Source organism: Photobacterium ganghwense, from assembly GCF_017329545.1.
GTDB classification, from domain to species: Bacteria; Pseudomonadota; Gammaproteobacteria; order Enterobacterales; family Vibrionaceae; genus Photobacterium; species Photobacterium ganghwense.
In genome coordinates this window covers 1,595,409-1,615,469 of record NZ_CP071325.1, presented here as the reverse complement: position 1 = coordinate 1,615,469, position 20,061 = coordinate 1,595,409, and the positions used below count along the sequence as shown (strand labels likewise).

Here is a 20,061-nt window from a genome sequence, read left to right as displayed (position 1 = left end):
CATGAAATCCATGATTTCTATCAATTCGCAAAATATCCCTTAATGCGCAATTACCATATCTGTGATATGGTGCACTAATCTACAAGCAGGTCAATGTCAATGATTTTATGCCTTTCCACTGGCTAGACCATTGATCATGAACTTATCATGTAAAATACCTGACAGTTTGATTAACTCCTTTAATTTTCAGAACGTTACGTATGTTTTTAGAGTCCTATTATTCAGAACAGAATGGTGTTTACACATTTACCCGTGAGCAGGCGAGCCACTTTGCTAAGAAAATCGCCGGCGATTTCAATCCCATTCACGATGAAGACAATAAGCGTTTCTGTGTACCGGGCGATTTGCTTTTTTCCGTGGTACTCGCTAAAGCCGGTATCAGCCGTAAAATGCGCTTTGAATTCGCGGGTATGATTAATGATGGCATTGAACTAAAAGCAGCGCACAGTTCGTTTAACAATTTTGCGGTTGTCGACAACGCGGGTAAAGAATACCTGCGCGTAACCCGTGACGGAGACATCACGACCGACGCCGAACTTATCGAGCACGTTACCCAAAGCTATGTGCAATTTTCAGGAATGAACTTCCCGCACATCATGGTTCCGCTGATGCAGTCGAAAGACATTATGATTAATCCGGTACGTCCGCTGGTCATTTACGAAAGCATGGAACTGGATTTTGAACGTCTTGATCTGACTGCGCCAACGGTTGAACTAACCGGTTCTGATATTGAAGTGGACGGTAAACGTGGCAGCGTGACCCTGAAATTCTGCTTCAAGGAAAACGGTGAAGTGGTGGGTACTGGTCGTAAACACATGCTGATGAGCGGCCTGAAGCCTTACTGTCAGGATGACATTGATGATCTGGTAAACCGCTTCAACCAACGCAAAGTGGACTTTAGCGCAAAAATTGCGGCTTAATCTCACGAAGTGGCTTTTACAGCAATAGATTTTGTGAATACCCTTTTCATAGAAATCGCCTTGCAAAAAAGCCTCTCAAAAAATAGCTTTTGAAGAAAACCGGTAGCCTTGCCTGCCGGTTTTTCATTGTCTGCCTGACAAATCTCTGCACACCTTGAAAACAGGCAACAAGCTCTCCTCTCCTTTCTTCCGGCCTACGACTTTCTCTTTATTCCCTATACTTTATGTTGTCATTCAGTAATGACAGATCGATCCATGATACGAATAGCAATAAATCTGGAGAAATCATCATGGCTACTCAAACCAAGGCAAAATTATGTGCTTTAGCCGTAATATCAGCCTGTTGTATGACCAGCCTTGCCATGGCTGAAGAAAGTACCATGTCAAACGATATGATGACCGATAAAATTGGCCGGGCGAAATCTGCCGCTCCACCGTCTGTCAGTAACGATGCCACTATCATTGTTGACGGCAAAGAAGTAGTGAAAGGCACCAATGGCTGGACTTGTATGCCAGAAACCATGCCCGGCGACAATGCTCCAATATGTGCCGATGCTGTCTGGCTGGAAATGATGGGGGCACTGACCAGCAAGGCCGATTATAAACCTACCCGAATCGGGATTTCGTACATGCTGCAAGGGGATGCCGGTGGTGGTGTCAGTAATTCTGATCCTTATCATGCCTCTCCCAAAGAAGCAGCAGACTATGTTGAAACCGGGCCACACATGATGATCATAGTGCCTAAAGAAATGCTCACCGGTCTGACCGATGACCCAAGCAAAGGTGGCCCTTATGTCATGTGGAAAGATACCCCTTACGCTCACATTATGATCCCGGTTGCCGACAAATAAACTTGGTCTCCGGCTCACGGCCTGCCATTTCGCATCGCCTGAGCCGGATTTCTTTCTCGTCTGTTTTCTTTCCTATCTCGGTTTGTCACTCACCACTTTGTTCTCTGCTTTATTAACCACATCAACAGCAACATCATCGCCTGTTGCCATGCCTGACTGCCTAACAGGTTTTGTGGCTCACGCTAAGTACATATCCCAATAAGTGGTCTCTATGTATTTGTTTCGCTATGTCTTGATGTCTTTAAACATCTGAGAATCTAAACATCTCAATATCTAGAGCTGAGGCGCTGGCTACAACCTTCAACAAGTGAAGATTTCCTCCTATTCAGTTTGACGGTATAGTTTTCAGGCTGACTTTATAAGGAGTTAAAGTGAACTTACGTCAAATTGAAGTGTTTTACGCCATCATGAAAGCGGGCAGTATTTCCGGTGCCGCAAAACAACTTCATGTCTCGCAGCCCAATGTGACCCGTGTTCTTGCGCATACTGAGCAGCAGCTCGGTTTTCCGTTGTTTCATCGTCACAAAGGCAGATTGATTGCGACAGATTCCGCGCTGCGCTTATTGCCTGAAGCGGAAAAGGTCTATCAACAATTGGGCAGCTTGCAGTCGTTAACCAGCAAATTACAAAAAGGCCATCAGCATTTACGCATTGGCGCACCGCCTGTGCTGGCGTCCACTCTCCTTCCCCCTGTGATTAAAAAACTGTGCCAGAACCCAGCGGTTTCAGTTGACCTTTCGACGGATAACCGGGGTGCCCTTTGTCAGGCACTGCTCCAAAACGAGATTGATGTCGTTGTCAGCTTTGGCCGAGATATTCCGCCAGGGACCTGTGGCACTGTGATATTAGAATCCGAAATGGTTGCTTTGTTGCCAGCAACAGCGGCAATGTCAGTGTCCAACGATTCAGTGTCAGCCAGCAGCGCCTCAATGGAAGGCGAATCTTCTGTATCCCTTGACGAGCTAGTGTTGCATGGCGAGCGAATTATCGGTCTGGACAGCCGTGACCCGCTCGGCATTCAGATCAGTCAGGCAATCAAACACATCGCACCAGATTATCATCATCAAGTCACCGTCCGATCTTACATGGCTGCCGCAAAGCTGGTTGGTGAAGGAATGGGGACAGCCATTGTCGATCCCTGGACTGCGTCGTATTTTACCGAAAAACTCATCACCAGAACGCTCTCTCCGGCCATCCCCGTCTCACTGACGTGCCTGGTAGCTGAACATACCCCAATTTCCGACACCGCCCGGCAATTTCAGCTCTTTCTGAGCCAGCAAACACAATCAACTCAGTGACATTCATCTGGCAAAAATGTGGGCATTCGGGTGAAGCGTTTACCTGACATTCACTATCATGGTGGCAAAGCCATAACTTCAGGTTATGACTAACTCACAGATAAGTATTCGATAAATCAGTGTGTTGTAACTACTGTATTGTGACGACGTTATCAAGCAGCCCCTATCGACTGCCTATACAAGGATTCACAATGCACGGACTGACATCTTCATCGACGATTACTCACATCTCGCAGGCTCACATTCCTCAGCCTTACCTGCTTTTTCTCGGGGATGTGACTGATCCTCTTTCAGCCAAAACTGCCGCCGGTATTGCCCAGTGGCGGCCAGATGCCTGTTTAGGTCAACTGCGCCTCAATAGCGACACGGTTTCACTCGGCTTGCCAGATACCAGCCTCGAACTGGCCCGAAAGCAGGGAGCGAAAACATTGGTCATTGGCACCGCCAATGCCGGTGGCGTTATTCCCGAGCACTGGCTATCTACGCTGAAGCAGGCGCTGGAGCTGGGTTTTCATCTTGCTTCCGGTATGCATCAACGCCTGAGCGATAACGATACCCTCAGGGATACCGCTGCGCAGCATCACTGCCAGCTCTTTGATGTACGACACCATGATGAGCCGCTGCAGGTGGGTACGGGTACCCCTCGCTCAGGTCTGCGCCTGTTAACCGTCGGTACCGACTGCTCAGTGGGTAAAATGTACACTTCATTGGCACTTGAGCAGGAAATGAGAAAGCAAGGCCTCTCCGCCCAGTTCTGTGCCACTGGCCAGACCGGCATTTTAATCGCCGGTAAGGGCATTGCCGTCGATGCCGTTGTTGCCGACTTTATCTCCGGCGCTGCCGAAGCTATCAGCCCCGCATTTACCAATCACGACTGGGACATCATTGAAGGACAAGGCTCACTATTTAATCCGTCGTTTGCTGGCGTAAGTCTGGGTTTATTGCACGGCGCACAGCCGGACGCACTGGTACTGTGCCACGAGGTCGGGCGACAGCATATTCGTCATTTACCTCACAAGGCGATCCCGGATATTGCTGACTGTCTGGCAGCGAATCTGGCGGCAGCCAAACTGACAAACCCTGACGCCCATTTTGTCGGCATTTGCCTGAATACCTCTGCCTTATCCCATGACGAAGCCGTTACGTTATGTCAGAACTGGCGTCAGAAATACCAACTGCCAGTCACGGATCCGGTACGTTTTGGCGTAAGCGACATCGTCAAACAATTGAAGCCAGCCATGAGCGCCCAAATCAACACACACCGCACCCAAAATGAGAACCCAAATAAAACAGGTGACGCATGAAAATTACCGTTCAACATGAACGTTTTCCGTTTGCCCGCCCATTTACCATCTCACGTGGTACCCGTACTCATCAAGATGTCGTCACCGTCACTCTTTATGAGGGTAACCGCTGTGCCAGTGCTGAATGCACACCCTACCCGCGCTACGGTGAAAGTGTGGAGAGTGTCATCAGGCAGATTGAGCAGATCTCAGCCAGAGGCCACAATCTGACGTTTAACAGGCAACAACTTCAGTCATTGCTGCCCGCAGGGGCTGCCCGCAATGCTCTGGACTGTGCGTTATGGCGGCTGGAATGGCAGAGCCACTTTCCCTCTCCCGCGTTTGAAATTGCGCCTGCGATACCCACGGCGATGACGGTCTCTATCGACACAGCTGACGTTATGGCCGGTCAGGCAGCAGAACTGGCCGTGAACGGGGCAACATTGCTCAAAATTAAGCTTGATGCTGAAGCGATTATCGAGCGTGTAAGTGCCATCCGTAAAGCGGTACCAGACATTCCGCTGATTCTCGATGCCAATGAAGCGTGGGGCGATCTGCCATTATCCCCGTTGTTTGATGCATTGGCGCCACTGGACATCAAGATGATCGAACAGCCGGTTCCGGCCGAACAGTCCTCACTATTAAAAAGCATTCCTCATCCGATTCCGCTCTGTGCTGACGAGAGCTGCCATACCTCGCAGGACATCGCAGCGCTTAACGGATGTTTTGAAATGGTCAACATCAAACTGGATAAAACCGGAGGCCTGACCGAAGCACTGAAACTGGAACAAACCGCCAGAGCGGCAGGTTTCGATATTATGGTGGGTTGCATGGTGGGGACATCTTTAGCCATGGAGATGGCACTGCCACTGGCCAGTCGCGCATCTATTGTGGATTTAGACGGCCCCGTATTACTGGGCTACGATCGCCCGAGGGGGTTACGCTACCAGAATGGGATGATATTAACTGGCCCAATGAACACTGACTGAGTTCTGGCTGACTGCATTTTTGGCTGACTTGAGCATCTTTAAAACCAAAAGATACTTTCAGCCCCAAACATAAAAAACCGCCTCGGGCACAATCCGGAGGCGGTTCAGTTTATGCGCGATAGTGTTTCGACAAATCGGTCAATTTATTGAACAACATATAGACCAACATCCTGACCAACAGCGAGTTTTCGGCTGACCTTAACCATCAGGATTAATGTTCTGATTAACCCGGAAAAAGTTATTCGGATCATACTTACGCTTCACTTCCACCAACCGCTGATGATTTTGACCGTAAGTTGCGCGAATCCTTTCATCGCCTTCTTCCATCATAAAATTAATGTATGCCCCACCTAACGAATAAGGGTGCAGGGCTTTCCAATACGCCCGTCCCCAGTTCTTCAGATCTTCTGCCTGAGTCGGATCCGGTGATATCCCGGCAATCACCATTGACCATGTCGCATTCCGGAAACTCCACGCCATGTTATCGCTGCCCACCTCATGCACCGCGCCATCGATAGGATATAAGTGCATCAGTGACAGTTCGCTGGGGGCTTTGGCAGCATGTTCAAGATGTACTTCAATGGCTTCATCTGTCAGTTCATCAAAGAAGTCACCTTTCCAGTACATTTGCAATCCCGGTGGTAACAACGGGTCGAACAGGCTTTGCAAGAACGTGAACGGCATCATACCGGTATGGCGGAAAATAGGTTCTGGCAGCGCTTCCTCGACTTCTTGCAATGCCGCGGTCGCGTCCGCTTCATTACCGTTGTAACAAAGGATTAAGGCACAAATTTTACGCCCCCAGATAGGTTCCGGGAAAGGTGCCGTTGAAGGGACGGTTTTCATACCTAATACAGTACAAAGTTCGCGGGGAGTTCGAGGCAGAAAATCGCGATACCATTTCATCAATGTTTTGGCATCAGAGGCATCCCAGAAAATCGGGCCGCCGTATACCTGATCGACCGGATGCGCCTGATACATAAACCGGGTCACAACACCGAAATTACCGCCGCCTCCCCGTATCGCCCAGAAGAGATCGTCGTTCTGCTCAGCATTGGCGGTCACAAATCGCCCGTCAGCTAACACCACATCGACTTCCAACAAACTATCAATAGTCAGTCCGTATTGCCGAGACAAATAGCCGTGTCCGCCCCCCAGCGTTAAACCTGCCACCCCGGTGGATGAGACAATGCCCGCCGGAACCGCCAGACCAAATGCATGTGCCGCATGGTCGACGTCGCCCTGCGTACAGCCGGGTGATACCGTAACCGTTCTGTGTTCCGGATTAACATGTACCCCTTTCATACACGACAAATCAATGACCAAGCCGTCATCGCAGCTGCCAAGCCCGGGGCCATTATGGCCACCACCTCGAACAGCCGTCAGCAGTTGATTGTCACGTCCGAAGTTCACCGCGTTTATGACGTCGGCAACATCCACACACCGGGCAATCAATAATGGCTTTTTATCTATCATGCCATTGTATAGCTTACGTGTTTCTTCATAAGCCGGATCGTCACGTGTGACTAGTTCACCCCGTAGTGCCTGTCTAAATTCTTCTACAACTTTCGCATCTAACATAACATTACCCCGATAGCAGGCGGTAAAAAAATAAGCCTGCACTTATCATTAGGCAATCCATTGAAAAGATGGAGAAAATTTTAAAACATCAGAAAAAGGAAACTTGAAGCGATTTCATTGTTCTAGAAATAACCAAATAAGTATACAGCATTCTGACTACATCCCCCGGCCTGTAAAGTAACCCTCTGTTAGTTATAAATAATACTGTGTTCTTATCGTGGTGATGCAGCACTTTTATATCATCGTTTTTTGTATATTTTTGAGTCAATTGTTTATCAATTATGACTCTTATTATTTTTGAGAATCCGTGTTTCCACCCTGACTATATAGTTGTACTGCTACAGATGTTGGCTTGTACCTGTTGAGAATCGGCAAAGATCGAACCGCAGGTGCACTGAATAATCCATTCAGAGGTAGAAATAATGAAAAGTCACATTGGAACTCTATTTGACAAGAGCAGTGCAATTTTACCTTCCCGGCCACTGCTTAAACTCTCAGCCCTTTCTCTCGCACTCTTGCCCTTAATGCTGATACCTCATGCAGAGGCCAAGCCGAGCAAAAGTACCCCTGCTGCCACTAACAAAAGTTCGTCTGAAATGACGTATCTTGAAGAATTAGGTAAGCGGCTATTTTTTGAAAATATTTCCGAACCTAAGCGCCAGTCCTGTTCGTCGTGTCACTATCCACCCGCTGGCGGTACAAACCAGCACTCCGGTGTTAACCTTAAACAGGTTGCCGTCACTGGTGCAGACCCTAACGGTGATAACAATGACACGCCTCCCGGTGTCAAAAATGCAGGTGGTCTAAAACCACCCACAAACAAATATGTCCAGCACATGGATGAAAACGGTGATGTCGTTGGTTTAAAAAACTTTCAGATCAACGGCTGTAATTCAGTCTTAAATACTCCCAGGGGGCCAATCACTCTATTCTTTACTTGTGGTGGCGCATTCTGGAATGGTCGTGCTTCCGGTCACGAAATTGAAGATTCAAAAGCCAATGCTTTCAGCTTCTCTGAAAATGCCAAAGTGTCCGAATTTAAGAGAATGTATGAAAAGTATCTCGGCCCTGTTGCTGATCAGGCCTTTGCCAGTCCTTTCATTAACCATGTAGAGCAAGGTATTGGGGAAGGTAAACCAGAGACACGACTGGAAGATATCAAGCTGGTCTGTGAACAAGTGGCTAAATCGGCCTGGGGGAATGAATTGTATGAATATGCCTGGGATGAACCACTAGATTGTAGCGACAAAAACAAACTGGATACGGTTTTTGCCCGCTTCGCGATCGCATTGAGCGCATGGCAGCTTTCTTCTGAAAACAACCCCTATGACTCCAAACGTGACAAAGCGTTATTAGCCACTGAAAGCCGAACTTTCCCGCTAAATGGATTAACTGAACAGGAAAATGAAGGCCACGAATTGTTTTATGGTAAAGCCGGTTGTGCCGCAATTTGCCACCGTAGCAACCAGGATGTCGATACTGACGGCACACTACTTCACCAACGTTATACCGACGACGCTTTCCATAATATTGGGGTGCCCCGGAATTATGAGCTACCCGGCTCACCCGAGCCTGATGAGGGTCTTTATGGCGTCACAGAAGATGAAAGGGATAAAGGTCTTCATAAAACACCGACTCTCCGCAACGTCGACTTGCGGCCAGGCAATGGTTTCACTAAAGCCTATACGCATAATGGCTGGTTCAAAAACCTGGAAACATTGGTGCACTTCTACAACAGTGCGGATGTAAACGGAGCGACAGCGAAAGGATTTGGTATTACACGTTGTCCGGAAGGCGTTCAGACACAAGCAGAAGCGTTAGCCAACAACTGCTGGCCTGCCTCTGAGTTTCCGGATACCAGTGTTATTGGCGTAGCAATTGGTAATCTCGGACTGACTTCCGATGAAGAAGCGGCAATCGTGGCCTATCTGAAAACCCTTAGCGACACCTCAATTGTACAGTCGCCAAAACCATACAAGTCTGCACCTTATGACGAAAGCCGTATGGAGCATTAATGCGGCAAACTCATTAGAAACGAACGCCGGTACGTAAGTAACCGGCGTTCACTTTTTTATGACGTGAGCAGTAACTGCCGAATCTGGGAAATGGCTTCAATAAAAACAGGGTGAGCTTTCCACTGAGGCTCACCCTCTAGCTCGTACCAGAAAAATTCAAACCAATGTCCGCCATCATCCTGGGTGTAATGAGACCATGTGTCAGGCAAGGCTTTCTCTTCGCCATCACAAAGTACAAAATGCCACTGCTGGTTTTGAAAACCGCTTTCCCATTGGCCCAGTATTGAGGTCGAAGAAATCGTTTTTACTGGTATTCCTGACTCTTCCTCGAGTTCTCTGACTGTCGCCGCTTCAATTGACTCATCCCAGAGCTCAAGTGTCCCTTTGACCAGCTGCACCCCGGCAATAGGATGGCGGAACAGTAAAAGCTCAATACCTGAACGCGCATTCACTGAAAGAGCCGAGTTCATTTGAGCAAAATCCTGCTGGCCTGAATTCTCTGGATAAAAACAGCCGGTCCCTCGACGTCCTGATCTGATCACCACTGGGCATACTTTGACTTCTCGCCTGGCGATACGATTTCTGTCAGTCTTACTTAAGCCGGCCCTCATAATAACAGACCTCCCGCTCATACCCATTTGCCCTAATAAATCGATTTTCAATATACGGGATACCCAGTTTTCTGATTACCGATTTCGATCTGTCATTCGTAACCAAGTGCATGACTTGCAGTTTTTCCAACCCAAAGTGCAATTGACTATAAGCCACAAGGCCTTTTGCGGCTTCCGTGGTATAACCATGCCCCCAATACGGCACGCCCAACCAGTAGCCCAATAAACCGCAGTTATCCTTAAGTGTCGGAAAACTCACGGCACCAATGATCAAATCTTCCCCTTTTAGCGTGATGGCGTACACTACCCCCGCATTGGCACGGTATAAAGCATCGTGGGAACTGACCCATTGCTCCGCCATTGAGGGAAAATACGGATGAGGAATATTCGCCGTCATCTCCGCGATTAACCGATGGCCTGCCAGCTCTGCAATCCGATTACAATCAGTCAGCAGAAACGGCCTTAACACTAATCGCTCAGTCTCAATCACGGGTTGTGGTTCACTTTCCGGTCGCATACCCATCTCCCTCAGGCTCTCTTCGTTCATCACAGACTTTCACTAATAGCACAAACCCGATGTGACACAAGATGCTATTTGCCCTGAATACATCTTCAGGTAACAGATTTCTGAAAATAAAAAAGCCGACACATTCAGTGTCGGCTCGATCAAAACGTGTTGCCGGTGATACCGCTAATACTGATTTAGCGTACCGATGAGACAATCTGGACTGATTGCTTTGGCGACTGGCGATCTGTCTCCTGCATCGCGAGCAAGGTTAAGGGACCGGTGATCAGACTGACGGCCACCAACAAAGAAACAGGTACGGCTGTAATGACGATAAATGATTGTAAGGCATTGAGCCCGCCATCGCCTGCCAGAAGCAACACCGCCGCTATTACGCCCATTGTAACCGCCCAAAACAGTCGCTGCGCTTTTGATGGCTGGCTGTCGCCGGATACCACCATGGCAATCGAGTAAGCCATGGAATCTCCGGTTGTGACAACAAAAGTGGTCGTTAACACAAGAAATGCAGGAATAATCCAGTCACTAAACGGCAATTGTGCCAGTGTTGCCAACAATACCGCTGGCAGACCCGATTCCGTCAACGGACCGGAAATGCTGCCCGGGGAACTGAGTTCAATACTGATACCGGTCCCGCCCAAAACGGTAAACCAGAAGTTGGTCACGACAGGGGCAATGATCGCAACGGTCATCACCAGTTCACGCACAGTTCGCCCTTCAGAAATCCGGGCGATAAAAATCGCCATCATCGGCGCAAAGCCAATAAACCACCCCCAGAAGAACCACGTCCACCATTGGTTCCAGCCAGGAGAGCTGATGTTTGTGCTTAATGTGGTGAAGTTTTGCAGATAGGTAGCAAAACCACTGCCAAAATGCGCCAGAATAAAGTCGGTCGGACCCAGGCTCAGCATCAGTGCCAGCAATGCAAAAGCGCCTACCACATTAAAGCGGCTTAACCATTGCAAACCCTTATCCATTCCGGTGAAGGCCGAGATCGAATAAATCGCAACCACGACGGCCAGAATACTCAATTGGGTCGAAGTATCGTTTGCCAGTCCCACGACTTCCTGGAGGCTGTAACCGAGTTGTGAGGCCAGAAAACCAATAGGCCCTATTGTTCCGGCAGCCACCGCGACAATTGAGCAGGCATCGATCACAGAACCCAGCCAGTGATTTTCCAGTTTATCGCCAACCAGAGGATACAACAGCGCACGAGGTCTGAGCTTCAGCCCTCCCTGATGATGAGCATGCATCAGCACAATGGTGGCAAGCGTTCCCAGAGCCGCCCAGGCAAGGAATCCCCAATGTAAAAAGCTCTGACTGAGAGCTGCATCAACAGCAGACGATGAGAGTGCATCCACACCGTCAAACGTCGGAGGCGCAGTCATGAAGTGGTAGATAGGTTCAGCCGCCGACCAAAAGACACCACCACCGGCCAGCAAGGTACACATAATCATGGCCAGCCAGCGAAATGTGCCGATATCCGGTTTCGCCGCTGTTCCCATCCGGAGTTTACCAAATCGACTGACAGCGATAAGCACTGCCAGACCAAAGTTGATAACCATTAACCATTGCCACAATGGGCCGAAGATTTCAGTTGCAGATGCAAAAGATGCCTCAATCAATCGACTGACGAGGGCGAGATCGTACAGCGAAAAAACAAGAAACAGCCCCAAGAAACCAATCGTTAGAACTAAAACATTTTTATCGCTACCTTTAGGGGTATTGAAGTGCATATTACTCTCACGGTTTGTGTGAGGGGCGGCACCTTAACAGCTCAAAACAGTACTTTCCAGTGAAATATTTCTTAATATTCTTTTATTTAGCGCTTAGATCACACCAACAAATCAAGCTATAGAACAAAAATAACCAAGTAATTTAGTAAGTTACTATAACACCACCCAACCCCATAAAATATTTTGAACTCAAACAACATAATTTTAAGAGAATAAAATTCCAGCAAAATATATTTAGTGTTCATAGCCTTTTCGATGATTTACACAGCCTGAAAACCACTCGTTTTAAGCTGATCTGTTTCCGCAAATGTCAGGCTTCTACGCTGTTTCATTTTGCTTCTGTTCAAAAAGAAGTGGCACGCAGTAGCAAAGCGTTCAGATACAAAAAAACTGATGCAAAAATTACTGGAGCAATAAGCACAGAAACAGAAAGTGCAGAAACAGGAAAGTGCAGAAACAAAAAACCCGGCCAATGGCCGGGAAAATTGATAGCTGCGAATCAGCCAAGTGTGAGGAGGTGGGTTATACGTTGGCACTTTTGTCATTAAAGGCTAGGCTGCACTTTACGTAAAACCTGTTCGGCCAGCCAGTGAGAGTGAAAATTTCGCTGCGTGATAGCCAATGGCTGTTTACCCTGCTCTGCCACGGTAAGCCAGTGGTGCGCCATTGCTTCAAAACCTTTCGATGCCAGCATCGGCGTCCAGTCAGGCTGCCGAACCGTCCGCTCTGCTCCTTCCCTCCAACAACGCCCTTCGGTAAATGATTCAAACCGAAAACTCATGTTCTGATAATCGGCACTAATATGTTCGCAAGTCATGCCATGCTGGCGATTCATACTGGCCTGAAACAGGGTGTTTTTTCGCTGCCACTGAACATCAACCCGAGCAAGACGCATCGATGATGCCCCTGCCTGATTCACATCAAACTGGGTGGTTACCATCAGGTCATCAGCTTTCAAATCGGCATGCAAGTTAACACTGTCGAGCGGGTGAATGAAATCGTCATAAATGAAAGTACGCGGCTCGCCTGTCAGGTTATAGCGGTGTTTTTCCCAACGAAGCGCACGGAGCGACGAAGCTTCGGCATGACAAACAGCTGTTCCCGGTAGTGCATACCCTGGCAATTCCTGACAATACAAAGGGATGTAGCGGCGGTTGAATCCCATAAACAGTGGCTGTTGCTGTGATTCCGCAAGATCATGTAACGCTTCACAATCGGCAAAATTATCCGCCAATGGCTTGTCGACAAACACTGGCATTCCTTGTTTCAAAAAATACGAAGCCAGCTCGAAATGCGAGGAAGTAGCACTGTGAATCATGACTGCATCGATGCCGCAACGAATCAGATCACGGTAATCGGTATAATATTCTGAGATCCGAAATCTTGCCGCGAGTTGCGTTAACGTCCCTACGTTTCGGGTGCACAGCACCCACTCCACCTCACTGATTTGGCTCAACACCGGTAAATGTGCTTTTACCGCGATATCACCCAGGCCAATAAGCGCAATTTTCATGATTTATCCTTAAACAATTTTTTATCAGGCTGCCAACTCGACGCCAACAGCGCACCAGCACTCTACCAGCATAGCGGTAACACGGCACCAACACCTGAGTAAGAGATAACCTATCTCATTGGGATTGCATGTTAAATGACGTAATCTTTACTTTATCTTAAGAGTCCTTTGCTACACTTTATGTCTTATTTTTTCGCGACTTTATAATCATGTCTCCACGTAATTTTTTCAGCCGGAAAATACCTGGCTACATTGCCCTTATTCTTTTCGCAACGTTATTGTCTGGCGTGCTGATGTTTTATTCTCAGGCAACGCTGACCGGTTCAGTCAATAATGCAATCGGGTTGTTTTTTACCCTTATTACTGACTCTGCCGGTAATCCGGGGTTTGCCGTGACAGTAATCATTCTGATGTCAGCGCCGGTAATATTGAAAATGCCCAAGCAACACATCATAAAAATTGGCATCCAATTTACCCTTTTCCTGGTGCTGTGCATGATTGCCAAAACAGCCATCAAGCATATTACCGAGATACCACGCCCGTACACCTATCAACTTCAGGCACTCGGTATTGTTGAGTCTCCGGACATTTTTTATCAGATGGATGAATCTCAACAGCAGACAGCCATTAAAGAAGCCGGTAACCGTGTCAGCCACTGGCGGACGGATCACTGGAAATCAGAAACCAACTACTCCTTTCCGTCCGGCCACACCATTTTTGCGGCTGCATGTGTGACATTCTGGGGTGGATTTTTCCTGCGTCGCAGACACTATCTGCCTGCTTCAGGTGTCATCACCTGGGGGGTAGGTGTTGGGATCAGCCGGGTCTGGCTGGGCATGCACTGGCCGACAGATTTAATGGCGGCCCTGTTCTGCGCAGCCATTTTGTATCTGTGTGTGCCGGAATGGCCAGTCGATGATGAGAAAAATTAACCGAATATATTGGTTTAACCCTGTAATGGCTCACATCTGAATCGTAGGCAAGCATCTGAGTACCAGTCGCCCCGTTTAGTACGGTTTACCGACAAAAGGGCCGCGACAGAGGCTACTCAGGATGAAACCCGTGAATCAAAAAAGCCCTCATCAATGAGGGCTATTTTGTGCGCTTCTGTTAATGCGGATACGATGCTTATCAATATCTGATGTTAACAACATCTAACATCCAGAGATAAACAAGATCGCAAACAGGCAAGGCTATCAGTGGAGATCAACGCTGTGAACGTACTCAACCACAACCTGATTTCCGTTGTAACGCACACTTTTAATATCACCATCAACGATGAATGTGTTGGTCAGCGTCACGGAGTTCGGCATGCTGTTGCCAATCTGATTTCTCAGTGACGGCAAAGTCAACATCGGGTCAACCCCGATATAACTACAAAACTGATTAACAAAACGAGGTTCCAGCGGCTCGCGGCCACGTAGAATGTCAGAAAAGATCAATTGGCTGACACCCAGCTTTTTGGCCATCTCGATCTGTGTGACACGCATCTTCGCCTTATAACTCATCCATGTGTCATGAAGTACCTGACGGTCTTGTTCTGTATATTGCATCCCCAAAAATGTCCTAGCGTTTGTACTTTTTAATTGCACTTATTTAAGCGTATAGAACACGATAGTTTGTCAGAAAAAAGTCAGTGTTAATGTCAATCGAATCTATATCACACAAGGCTTACAAGCGTAGTAAAGACTATCATTCTAAACTGCCTTATCATTCAGACAATTACTTAGAAGATTTCAGTTTCAAGAAACCAGGTACGTTTCGTCATATTTTTGTTGAGTGACCTCAACAGCGATCGCTATAATCACAAAACCATAAACACAAAATACTTGTGGTTATGGAGTGAGGTTTAAGCAATGGGATATAGTGGGTAAATGATGAGCAGTCAGCGAGCATGCTTTCGAGAAGGCAATGTCCATCTTGGCCGTCTCCCAGTAGCCTATTTCCGAAAGGCTTTCCTTCAAAGTCACTCCCTGAACAGTGTCTTTATCCAAAGAGGCTTCCTTCAGAGAGCGATAGCTCTTGGTATTACCATACTGATGTTACTAACTTCGCTACCGGGCCTATCCCGCAGTGTGGCGAATAACACACACCTGTATTCCGCTGTTAGCATGGATTGCTGTCAGGGCGAACGTAGTGCCACAGCCATGCCCGTTACCTTGCATGAGTCCTCCAATCAATCAGATCAGACGTCTACGCCTTCAGACCCCTGTTGCGGCAGTACATCTGGTAACATTGCTCTAAGCCCTGAAGTGGCGGGTTTTTCCACGTTCAATGCTACCGGCCACTGCCTTTCGAAGGGCTGCATCTCCGAAAAATGCCTTTCGGGACAATGCCATGTCGGCAGCACGGCAATGCTTGCCATTCTGGTATCCACCTTGCCCTTGCTGGAAAATCAAACATCTTCTTTGCTGACGGCCATTGCCGGTTCACCGACCTCTTTTAGCCGCCAGATTTTTCGGCCTCCTGCTACGGTTTCATTCTCATCATCTGTGACAAAATCGGCGGTTAACTCCGCTCGCTGCTAATTTAATAGTTCTTTAAGCAGCCAACCCTTTTACCATTCAGCCGGCTGAACAGCCGATACATGGCGTATTTTGATAGACCGGCTGAGCACGAATACCGATAACAGGATAATGACTATGAAATACCGTTTTATGCTTTTTCTTGCGCTGACTCAGTTCGTATGGGCTACCCCCTCTGTTTCCGCCACTGAGCTTAACGCTACCGAAACGCCCATTACCGGCACTAACTATCAGTCCCCGTATTGCGGGTGCTGTAAAGACTGGGTGAAGCACATGGCAGACAACGGCTTCAAGCTGGATGTCGTTTTTGAAGAAAACCTGACCCCGATAAAAATTGATAAAGGGATTCGTCCAGAGTATGCATCGTGTCATACCGCAGTCATTGAGGGGTACACGTTTGAAGGCCATGTGCCAGCAGAAGATATTCAACGCTTCCTGAAAGAAAAGCCGGCTAACTTCATTGGTCTTGCTGTCGGAGGAATGCCGATGGGCTCACCGGGCATGGAGTATGGGGATCAAAAAGATGCTTACGATGTACTTGCCTTCGATAAAGATGGCAATACCCAGATTTGGGCCAGACATAACCGGGTACAGTAAGCGAAAAACAGTGGTTTAAGACCGCGATTAAAGACCCCGTTCATTGCTACATGATGATCAGCAACGGACGATGACAAAACAGGCGCTCTGGCGCCTGTTTTTATAGGTCGATGTATGGCAATTCCGGGATAACGTTAGCGCGAGAAAAGCTATTTATTATGCTGCAGTCGCTCGAATAGCGCCCGATTCGGATCCTGCTCATCGGCCCATAACGGGTCAATCTCACGTTGCTCCAGATAAATCTGCATTGCGGTAAAATAGGTAAACGCCGTAAGTTCTGAATCCTGATTAAAGTGCTCAAAAAACGTGTCTTCATGTTCAGCCAGCTGCGCCAGAGATGTTATCCCTTTCTCCAGAATCCATTGCGTCGCATGTGCCGGAATCAACGTGCGATGCAGGATCAGCTCTTTGATTTCCCCTACCGCGACCTGTATACCTTCGGCATTCGCCACTGGTTGAGCCAGCACTTCTTCTTCAGCCAGCAGCGCCTTCAGGCTGGCGATACTGGCTTCCCTTTCCGCGGTGGAATAACCATAGGTGGTTTTGGCAAAGCGAATCGCATACGCAAGGCGATCCCGGCCGACCACCTCCACAACCGCTTCAAGATACGGTTGTGGTATATCGTACGCCTTGGCCAACTGAACAATAGCCTGATTCAGGCTGGTATAAGTAATACCATCAAACTGGACATGGAACCGTCCATGCAGAGGCTCAAGAGGCTGACCATCAATCGCCAGCGGCCAGCCCTGATAATTCACTCGCCCTTTGGCAATTTCGAACATCTTCCAGGCACTTTCCCGAAAACCTTCCAGGGCTTTACCCTCAAACTCACTCGCTTCAAGCTCTTCTTTTGTCCAGTTCACCCCGATTTGCAGGTGTTTTTGGTATTTTTTATGTAATTGTTCTTTTACCTTGTCCCGCAACAAATCAAGGCCACTCACCTTAATCGTCCGACAAAACCCGTAACACTCTTCACAACAGGGAACCAGAACCGGGCTCGCCTGATTGTCATAGTTCGGCGAAGGCATGAAGGCGAACGACTCATAGTACGGCTCGCCGCAAAACCAGCAGGTATGGCGATATTCGAAGGGGATATCAATCGCTTGATAAGATAACGTCATGATTTACACTGATTCCGAAAACGTGTCTTTCATTATACCCAACTCACGATAAGTTGCAGTGCTTTGATTTTCCCTCTTCTTTTACCATTCCAGCCGCTGTTTTGAGTGAGGATAATTGTGCTGATGCCAGCTTCACGTTAAAATATCGGCCTTTTTTCAATCAGGGTGATATCGAATGTCAGAACAGAAGCGAAAGGCGCTGAAAAAAATTGCGAAATGCCTAGAGCTGGGTAACTCTGCCAATGTCAACGAAGCCGCTCAAGCTATCAAAATGGCTCATCGTCTGATGCTGAAATACGGGCTGGACAAGGACGATATCGAATTCATCCAGATGGGTAAAACCAAGACGGCCACCCTGCTCCCGGCAGATATCAGCCAGACCATTCTGAAAATCATTCGCGGTATTAACCGCCGCTTTGGTGTGGAATGCGTCCTGACCAACCACAAGGGCTTAAAGCAGGCCGAGTTTATCGGTCTGGCCGAGCGTGCCATTTTTGCCGCTTTTGCCTTTGATGTGGTTTACCGCGAAATGAATCAGCAAACCGGTCAGTTCCGTAACAGTTTTCAGGGTTCGGGAACCAGCAGCGCCGAGGTGAACCGCCGTGTTTCCTCTTTCCTGGCTGGCTGGATTGAAGGAGCGTTGGAGAAATTACCGGAGCTCAACACCGATGATGATCACGATTCACGCATGACTAACTTCATCGATAAAGAGTTCGAAAATCTGGATCGGGAAACCTTCAAACAGCAGTTACAGGAAGCGATGAAAGGTTTAACCGACGATTATGAAAAAGGCATGAAGAAAGGCCGCTCCATTTCAGTGAATCGTCCTGTTTCCGGTACCAAAGCCTTCGAACCTAAGTTGCTTTCTCAGTAAAGCTGGGGTAAATTACGCCTTCGCTTTCAATTAAACAGCCGTTTTTACGGCTGTTTTTTTGTTTGCAAACTAGGCAGTTATAGAAATGTGGATGCATAAGCCGGCTTTAGCCCGAGCAAAAAGTGAGCAAAAGAACGTTCGCTGTCATCAACACATCACAATATGGGATGTGAATCGCATTTTTATGATAGAATGAAACAAAATTTTCTCTAACTGATAGCCCCATACATGAAATTCCCTGGTCAGCGTAAGTCAAAGCATTACTTCCCTGTCAATGCCCGCGATCCATTAGTAGCTCAAATCCAGCAAGAAAATCCGCTATCACGAACCCACCTGGTGGGGGTTGGCCAAACCATTGTTGATATCGAAGCTCGAGTTGATGATGCCTTTCTGGCTCGCCATAACCTGAGTAAAGGTCACTCTCTGGTTCTTGCCGAAGACAAAGCCGAATTACTGTACGAAGAGCTGAAAGAACGTAATCTGATCAGCCACGAGTACCCGGGTGATACCATTGGTAACACGCTGCACAACTACTCTGTTCTGGCTGACGACAAGTCAATTCTGCTGGGTGTTATGAGCCAGGATCTAAAAATTGGTTCTTACGCTTACCGCTACCTGTGCAATACCTCCAGTCGTATGGATCTGGATTACCTGCAACCGGTTAATGGGCCTATCGGTCGTTGCTACACCCTGATCACTGAAGACGGTGAACGTACCTTTGCGATCAATGAAGGTGAAATGAACCAGCTTCGTCCGGAATTTGTGCCGGAAAGTGCATTCGAAAATGCATCAGCCCTGGTGCTTTCATCTTATCTGGTTCGCGGCAAGCCGACAGACCCAATGAAAGACTCTGCGCTGAAAGCCATTGAATACGCCAAGAAGTACGATGTGCCTGTTGTGCTGACGCTGGGCACAAAATACGTCATCGAAGGCAAACAAGACTGGTGGATTGAGTTTCTGAAAGAGCACGTCACTTGTGTGGCGATGAACGAAGAAGAAGCTGAAGCCCTGACTGGCGAGAAAGATCCCCTCTTGGCTGCGGACAAAGCGCTGGAGTGGGTTGATCTGGTTCTGTGTACAGCTGGTCCGGTTGGCCTTTACATGGCCGGTTATACCGAGGATGCCCTGAAGCGTGAATCAACGCTGCCTATCCTGCCTGGCCGCATTGCTGATTTCAACAAGTACGAATTCAGCCGTCCAATGAAACGTGAAACGTGTGAAAATCCAATTCGCGTATACTCGCACATCGCACCTTACCTGGGTGGCCCGGTTGAGATCAAAAACACCAACGGTGCCGGTGATGCCGCGCTATCTGCGCTGCTGCACGACATGTCTGCCAACCGCTATCACAAAGTCAATGTACCGAATTCCGGTAAGCATGTGGCTGAGTTCCTGACATATTCCTCTTTTTCTCAAATCTGTCAGTACTCTAACCGTGTCAGCTATGAAGTGCTGACGCAACATGCGCCGCGCCTGTCTCGCGGTTTACCTGAGCGTGAAGACTGTCTGGAAGAAGCATACTGGGAGCGTTAATCCCGCGTTTTACAATCTGACTTACAGACTGACTAACGGAGCTAATAAGCTCCGTTTTTTTATGAGAGATTCCATCGCCAAAGCGGAAACA

General features: G+C 48.0%; 17 protein-coding genes. 10 read left to right on the top strand and 7 right to left on the bottom strand.

Going from position 1 to position 20,061, the window contains the following annotated elements; translation table 11 throughout:
- The first annotated feature begins 200 nt into the window (after positions 1 to 200).
- From FH974_RS07500 to dgcA, 5 genes are all read left to right on the top strand, one after another.
- Positions 201 to 920, top strand: a complete 720-nt coding sequence (locus FH974_RS07500) for a DUF3581 domain-containing protein (RefSeq protein ID WP_047885387.1) — start codon at positions 201 to 203, stop codon at positions 918 to 920.
- Positions 921 to 1,300: 380 nt separating this feature from the next.
- Complete coding sequence (locus FH974_RS07495) at positions 1,301 to 1,771, top strand: hypothetical protein (protein WP_207103635.1); 471 nt, start codon at positions 1,301 to 1,303, stop codon at positions 1,769 to 1,771.
- Between the two features lie 371 nt (positions 1,772 to 2,142).
- Positions 2,143 to 3,069: a LysR family transcriptional regulator gene (locus FH974_RS07490; protein WP_207103634.1), complete on the top strand. Its 927-nt coding sequence runs from the start codon at positions 2,143 to 2,145 to the stop codon at positions 3,067 to 3,069.
- 191 nt (positions 3,070 to 3,260) lie between these two features.
- A complete protein-coding gene (dgcN, locus tag FH974_RS07485) occupies positions 3,261 to 4,373 on the top strand; it encodes an N-acetyltransferase DgcN (RefSeq protein WP_207103633.1) in 1,113 nt (370 codons plus the stop codon).
- Positions 4,370 to 5,341: an N-acetyl-D-Glu racemase DgcA gene (dgcA, locus tag FH974_RS07480; RefSeq protein WP_207103632.1), complete on the top strand. Its 972-nt coding sequence runs from the start codon at positions 4,370 to 4,372 to the stop codon at positions 5,339 to 5,341. The genes dgcN and dgcA overlap by 4 nt, the downstream gene beginning before the upstream one ends.
- A 198-nt stretch (positions 5,342 to 5,539) precedes the next feature.
- On the opposite strand, the gene FH974_RS07475 is transcribed toward dgcA, so the two are convergent.
- A complete protein-coding gene (locus FH974_RS07475) occupies positions 5,540 to 6,922 on the bottom strand; it encodes an FAD-binding oxidoreductase (RefSeq protein ID WP_207103631.1) in 1,383 nt (460 codons plus the stop codon).
- A 422-nt stretch (positions 6,923 to 7,344) separates the two neighbouring features.
- Here FH974_RS07475 and FH974_RS07470 point away from each other — a divergent pair, with 422 nt between their 5' ends.
- On the top strand, positions 7,345 to 8,937 hold the full coding sequence (locus FH974_RS07470; protein WP_242551865.1) for a cytochrome-c peroxidase: 1,593 nt from the start codon (positions 7,345 to 7,347) through the stop codon (positions 8,935 to 8,937).
- A gap of 56 nt (positions 8,938 to 8,993) precedes the next feature.
- Here FH974_RS07470 and FH974_RS07465 read toward each other — a convergent pair whose 3' ends face one another.
- From FH974_RS07465 to FH974_RS07450, 4 genes are all read right to left on the bottom strand, one after another.
- The gene (locus FH974_RS07465; protein ID WP_207103691.1) at positions 8,994 to 9,407 is read right to left on the bottom strand and encodes an NUDIX domain-containing protein; all 414 of its coding nucleotides are present in this window, start codon (positions 9,405 to 9,407) and stop codon (positions 8,994 to 8,996) included.
- A gap of 121 nt (positions 9,408 to 9,528) precedes the next feature.
- Positions 9,529 to 10,065, bottom strand: coding sequence for a GNAT family N-acetyltransferase (locus FH974_RS07460; protein WP_047885456.1), 537 nt, complete (start codon positions 10,063 to 10,065; stop codon positions 9,529 to 9,531).
- A 185-nt stretch (positions 10,066 to 10,250) separates the two neighbouring features.
- A complete protein-coding gene (locus tag FH974_RS07455; RefSeq protein WP_047885383.1) occupies positions 10,251 to 11,807 on the bottom strand; it encodes a BCCT family transporter in 1,557 nt (518 codons plus the stop codon).
- A gap of 544 nt (positions 11,808 to 12,351) precedes the next feature.
- On the bottom strand, positions 12,352 to 13,320 hold the full coding sequence (locus FH974_RS07450) for a Gfo/Idh/MocA family protein (RefSeq protein WP_207103630.1): 969 nt from the start codon (positions 13,318 to 13,320) through the stop codon (positions 12,352 to 12,354).
- A gap of 293 nt (positions 13,321 to 13,613) precedes the next feature.
- Between FH974_RS07450 and FH974_RS07445 the strand changes: the two genes are divergently transcribed.
- Positions 13,614 to 14,252 carry a phosphatase PAP2 family protein gene (locus FH974_RS07445; protein WP_242551864.1) on the top strand — a complete coding sequence of 213 codons (639 nt, stop codon included), beginning with the start codon at positions 13,614 to 13,616 and terminating at the stop codon, positions 14,250 to 14,252.
- Between the two features lie 264 nt (positions 14,253 to 14,516).
- Here the strand turns inward: FH974_RS07445 and FH974_RS07440 are convergent, their stop codons facing one another.
- A complete protein-coding gene (locus FH974_RS07440; RefSeq protein ID WP_047885381.1) occupies positions 14,517 to 14,873 on the bottom strand; it encodes a helix-turn-helix domain-containing protein in 357 nt (118 codons plus the stop codon).
- 1,089 nt (positions 14,874 to 15,962) lie between these two features.
- Between FH974_RS07440 and FH974_RS07435 the strand changes: the two genes are divergently transcribed.
- On the top strand, positions 15,963 to 16,442 hold the full coding sequence (locus FH974_RS07435; RefSeq protein WP_047885380.1) for a DUF411 domain-containing protein: 480 nt from the start codon (positions 15,963 to 15,965) through the stop codon (positions 16,440 to 16,442).
- Between the two features lie 149 nt (positions 16,443 to 16,591).
- On the opposite strand, the gene FH974_RS07430 is transcribed toward FH974_RS07435, so the two are convergent.
- Positions 16,592 to 17,563, bottom strand: coding sequence for a hypothetical protein (locus FH974_RS07430; protein ID WP_047885379.1), 972 nt, complete (start codon positions 17,561 to 17,563; stop codon positions 16,592 to 16,594).
- A gap of 175 nt (positions 17,564 to 17,738) precedes the next feature.
- Between FH974_RS07430 and FH974_RS07425 the strand changes: the two genes are divergently transcribed.
- Together FH974_RS07425 and FH974_RS07420 are read left to right on the top strand one after the other, a co-directional pair.
- Positions 17,739 to 18,437, top strand: a complete 699-nt coding sequence (locus FH974_RS07425; protein WP_047885378.1) for a DUF2786 domain-containing protein — start codon at positions 17,739 to 17,741, stop codon at positions 18,435 to 18,437.
- A 228-nt stretch (positions 18,438 to 18,665) separates the two neighbouring features.
- On the top strand, positions 18,666 to 19,970 hold the full coding sequence (locus FH974_RS07420; RefSeq protein ID WP_047885377.1) for an inosine/guanosine kinase: 1,305 nt from the start codon (positions 18,666 to 18,668) through the stop codon (positions 19,968 to 19,970).
- Positions 19,971 to 20,061 lie beyond the last annotated feature (91 nt).